General features: G+C 67.5%; 5 protein-coding genes. 2 read left to right on the top strand and 3 right to left on the bottom strand.

Features of this window, described 5'->3' with window-relative positions; all coding sequences use genetic code 11:
- Positions 1 to 269, top strand: a 269-nt coding sequence (locus Q7T84_RS04540) for an endonuclease domain-containing protein (RefSeq protein WP_304806515.1), incomplete at its 5' end; no start/stop codon positions are given.
- 254 nt (positions 270 to 523) lie between these two features.
- On the opposite strand, the gene ruvB is transcribed toward Q7T84_RS04540, so the two are convergent.
- From ruvB to ruvC, 3 genes are all read right to left on the bottom strand, one after another.
- The gene (gene ruvB, locus Q7T84_RS04535) at positions 524 to 1,564 is read right to left on the bottom strand and encodes a Holliday junction branch migration DNA helicase RuvB (protein WP_304806514.1); all 1,041 of its coding nucleotides are present in this window, start codon (positions 1,562 to 1,564) and stop codon (positions 524 to 526) included.
- 205 nt (positions 1,565 to 1,769) lie between these two features.
- Complete coding sequence (ruvA, locus tag Q7T84_RS04530; RefSeq protein ID WP_304806512.1) at positions 1,770 to 2,387, bottom strand: Holliday junction branch migration protein RuvA; 618 nt, start codon at positions 2,385 to 2,387, stop codon at positions 1,770 to 1,772.
- Positions 2,384 to 2,908 carry a crossover junction endodeoxyribonuclease RuvC gene (gene ruvC, locus Q7T84_RS04525; protein WP_304806511.1) on the bottom strand — a complete coding sequence of 175 codons (525 nt, stop codon included), beginning with the start codon at positions 2,906 to 2,908 and terminating at the stop codon, positions 2,384 to 2,386. The genes ruvA and ruvC overlap by 4 nt, the downstream gene beginning before the upstream one ends.
- A gap of 201 nt (positions 2,909 to 3,109) precedes the next feature.
- Here ruvC and Q7T84_RS04520 point away from each other — a divergent pair.
- A partial coding sequence (locus tag Q7T84_RS04520; RefSeq protein WP_304806509.1) for a DUF5131 family protein occupies positions 3,110 to 3,819 on the top strand: 710 nt, incomplete at its 3' end.

Below are 3,819 nucleotides of genomic sequence, written 5' to 3'. Positions count from 1 at the left end.
AGTGGAGGCGGCAGGTCCCGCTGGGGCCGTTCATCGCGGACTTCGTGTGTGCTGAGTTGATGTTGTTCGTGGAGTTGGATGGCGGGCAGCATTTCGAGGCCGCGCCCTATGACGCGCGGCGGACGGGTTATCTGGAGAGCTTGGGCTATCGGGTGCTGCTGTTCTGGAACTCCGTGCTGATCGAGGATTCCGACGCGGTCTGCGACACGATCCTGCGAGCCTGTGGTGGCGAGAGACCGCAGAGCGGCGTGCGCCGCCCCCTCACCTAACCTCTCCCAAGGGAGAGGGATGACTTCTCCTCTCCCCGCCGGGGAGAGGTCGGGTGAGGGGTCTTGGACTGTCGGCTTTGCGGTGATGGCGGTTGAGCGCCGCTGCGGGCCGCCCCCTCACCTAACCTCTCCGCTCGTTCTTCTCCTCTCCCCGCTGGGGAGAGGTTGGGTGAGGGGCTTTCTGGCTTTCGGTTTTGCGGCGGGTGGACCGAAGAGCGCTTCGCGCCCCCTCAACCTCTCCCGAGGGAGAGGAATTACTCGTCGAATAGGGTCGGTTGGCCGGGGGTGGGGACTTGCGGCGGGGGGGTTAGGCCCAGATGGGCGTAGGCCTTGGCGCAGGCCATGCGGCCTCGGGGGGTACGTTGGATGAAGCCTTGCTGGAGCAGGAAGGGTTCGATCACGTCCTCGACGGCGTCGCGCGCCTCGGCGATGGCGTAGGCCAGGGTCTCGACCCCGGCCGGGCCGCCGCCATAGTTGTCGATCAGGGCCTGGAGATAGCGGCGGTCGAGGGCGTCCAAGCCCGCCTGGTCGACGTCGAGCCTGGCCAAGGCGCGGGCCGCGGCCTTGCCGTCGATCACGTCGGTCCCGTCGGCGGCGGCGAAGTCGCGGACCCGGCGCAGCAGCCGGCCGGCGACGCGCGGGGTGCCGCGCGAGCGGGCGGCGATCTCGCCGGCGCCGTCGAGGGCCAGGGACACGCCCATCTTGGCGGCGGCCCCGGTCAGCACCTTGGTCAACTCGGCCTGGGTATAGAACTCCAGCCGCAGCGGGATCCCGAACCGGTCGCGCAGGGGCGTGGCCAGCAGGCCGGCCCGCGTGGTGGCCGCGACCAGGGTGAAGGGCGCCAGGTCAATGCGGATCGAGCGGGCGGACGGCCCCTCGCCGATGATCAGGTCCAGGACGTGATCCTCCATGGCCGGGTAGAGGATCTCCTCCACATTGGCGGCCAGACGGTGGATCTCGTCGATGAAGAGGACGTCGCGCGGTTCGAGATTGGTCAGGATCGCGGCCAGGTCCCCGGCCTTGGCCAGCACCGGGCCGGAGGTGGCGCGGAAGTTCACCCCCAGCTCGCGGGCGACGATTTGGGCCAGCGTGGTCTTGCCCAGGCCCGGCGGGCCGAACAGCAACACATGGTCCAGCGCCTCGGACCGCGCCTTGGCCGCCTCGATGAAGACCTTGAGATTGCCCTTGGCCTGCTCCTGGCCGACGAATTCGGACAGGGTCTGCGGGCGCAGCGCCTTGTCGTGGACGACGCCGGCCTCGAACGGCTGGGCGTCGGGGGAGATGATGCGGGTCATGAGCCCTCTCCGGCGAGGCGGCGCTGGCCCCTCACCCGACCTCTCCCCAGCGGGGAGAGGAGAAGAAGCGCAAAGCCCTCTCCCTCGAGGCGGCGGCGCGGCAAGGCCCCCCTCACCCGGCCTCTCCCCCCAAGGGGGGCGAGGAGAAGGAAGCTAAAGCCCTCTCCCTCGGGAGAGGGCTGGGTGAGGGGGCGCGGAGCGCTCATCATCGCCCAAGCTCCTGCAAGCCGGCCTTGATCAGCCCCGACACCTCGGCGTCCTCGCCCAGGCGCAAAGCCGCCTGCTCGACCACGCGGCGGGCGTTCACCTCGGCCACGCCCAGGCCCATCAGGGCCGAGACCGCCTCGCCCACGGCCGACGGCGGCGGCGGGGCGGCGGGGGTGAGCGCGCCGGCGTGGAAGGCGGCGACATGGCCGTCGGTCAGCGGCTTGTCCTTCAATTCGGTGACGATGCGCAGGGCGAGTTTCGGCCCCACGCCATTGGCGCGGCCGACGGCGGCCTTGTCCTCGCGCGCCACCGCCCCGGCCAGCTCGGCCGGCGGCAGCACGTCCAGCACCGAGAGCGCGGCCTTGGGCCCGACACCCTGGAAGGCTTGCAGCAGCACGAAGGCGCGGCGCTCGTCGCGGCCCAGGAAGCCGTAGAGCTTCATGCCCATCGATTCCGACCACTGGCTCTCGACGTGCAGCACGGTCTCCTCGCCCATCGCCGGCAGGTGCCCCAGCGTGCGCGAGCCGCAGCGCACCACATAGCCGACCCCGGCCACGTCGATCAGGGCCTCTTCCTCGCTGACCTCGGCGACCAGTCCGCGCAGCCGCCCGATCATGCCGCCGCTCCCAGATTGCGCGCCTTGCGGTGGTGGGCGTGGGCGATGGCGACGGCCAGGGCGTCGGCGGCGTCGGATGTGGTCTTGCCGGCGGTGGGCAGCAGGCGGGCGATCATGAAGCCAACCTGGTGCTTGTCGGCCGCGCCGGTCCCGACCACCGATTTCTTGACCACGGTGGCGGCGTACTCGGCCACGATCAGGCCGGCGCGGGCCGGCACGATCATCGCCATGGCGCGGGCGTGGCCGAGCTTCAGGGCCGAGGCCGGGTTGTTGTTCATGAAGGTCTCCTCGACCGCCGCCTCATGCGGGGCGTGCAGGGCGACGACCTCGCTGATCGCCTCGAACAGCACCAGCAACCGCTCAGCGAAGGGCAGGCTGTCCTTGGGCGCGATCACCCCATGCGCCACATGGACCAGCCGCGAGCCCTCGACGGAGATCACCCCCCAGCCGGTTTTGCGAAGGCCCGGATCGAGGCCGAGGATGCGGAGCGGGGCGTGCATGGGAATCGGCGCGTTCGTCATCTGTTCCAACCAGGGATACAGGACGTCGGCGGGGTTAAGCAAACGTTGAGGGGATTGTTCGGTCAGCGTCCGCGAAGTGCCGCCGTCATCCATAACGATGGTGCCGGGCTATCGGAAATGATTGGTTAATTGAAATCTAGGCTCATGGCCGAGCGGGTGCGAAGGTGCTAAGGTGTTCATCTTTTGTTCCGGGAGGGTCGAGTGGCCGACTCCAGTACTATCGAGTGGACGGATGCGACGTGGAACCCAGTAACGGGCTGCACCAAGATCACGGCTGGCTGCGATAATTGTTACGCTGAGCGCTTTGCTGAACGTTTCCGAGGAACGTCTGGCCATCCATTCGAAAACGGGTTCGATCTTCAGTTGCGGCCGGAGCGGTTGCGGCAACCGCTGGCTTGGCGCCGAGCGCGAATGATTTTCGTCAACTCCATGAGCGACTTATTCCACAAAGAGGTACCGTTTAGCTTTGTTGATCAAGTCTTCGACACCATGGAGGAGGCGGATTGGCATACCTATCAGATATTGACAAAGCGCAGCTCTCGTATGCGCGACTACCTGCGCAACCGCTACAACGCCGGTCCCGCGCCGGCCCACATTTGGTGCGGAGTATCCGTCGAAAACGCAGCATCAGCGGCTCGCGTCCGGCATCTCGCCGAAGCACCAGCCAGCATCAGATTCCTCTCGATCGAGCCGCTAATTGGGCCCGTTGGGGACTTGGATCTCAATGATATCTCCTGGGTCATCGTAGGCGGCGAGAGTGGCCCCAGAGCTAGGTTGATAGAGGCGGATTGGGTCCGCGCGGTCCGTGACGCTTGTCTTCGTCAGGATGTCGCTTTCTTCTTCAAACAGTGGGGCGGGCCACGGCCAAAGTCTGGCGGGCGAGAGCTTGATGGCCGCGAGTGGAGCGAGTT

This window comes from Phenylobacterium sp., assembly GCF_030654915.1.
Taxonomy (GTDB): Bacteria; Pseudomonadota; Alphaproteobacteria; order Caulobacterales; family Caulobacteraceae; genus Phenylobacterium.
The sequence above is the reverse complement of the archived record's forward strand: the minus strand, read 5'-3'. Positions and strand labels throughout refer to the sequence as shown.

Coding starts and splice junctions, on each gene's coding strand:
- ruvA (WP_304806512.1), bottom strand. CDS start 2,387: ATGATCGGGCGGCTGCGCGGACTGGTCGCCGAGGTCAGCGAGGAAGAG.
- ruvB (WP_304806514.1), bottom strand. CDS start 1,564: ATGACCCGCATCATCTCCCCCGACGCCCAGCCGTTCGAGGCCGGCGTC.
- ruvC (WP_304806511.1), bottom strand. CDS start 2,908: ATGACGAACGCGCCGATTCCCATGCACGCCCCGCTCCGCATCCTCGGC.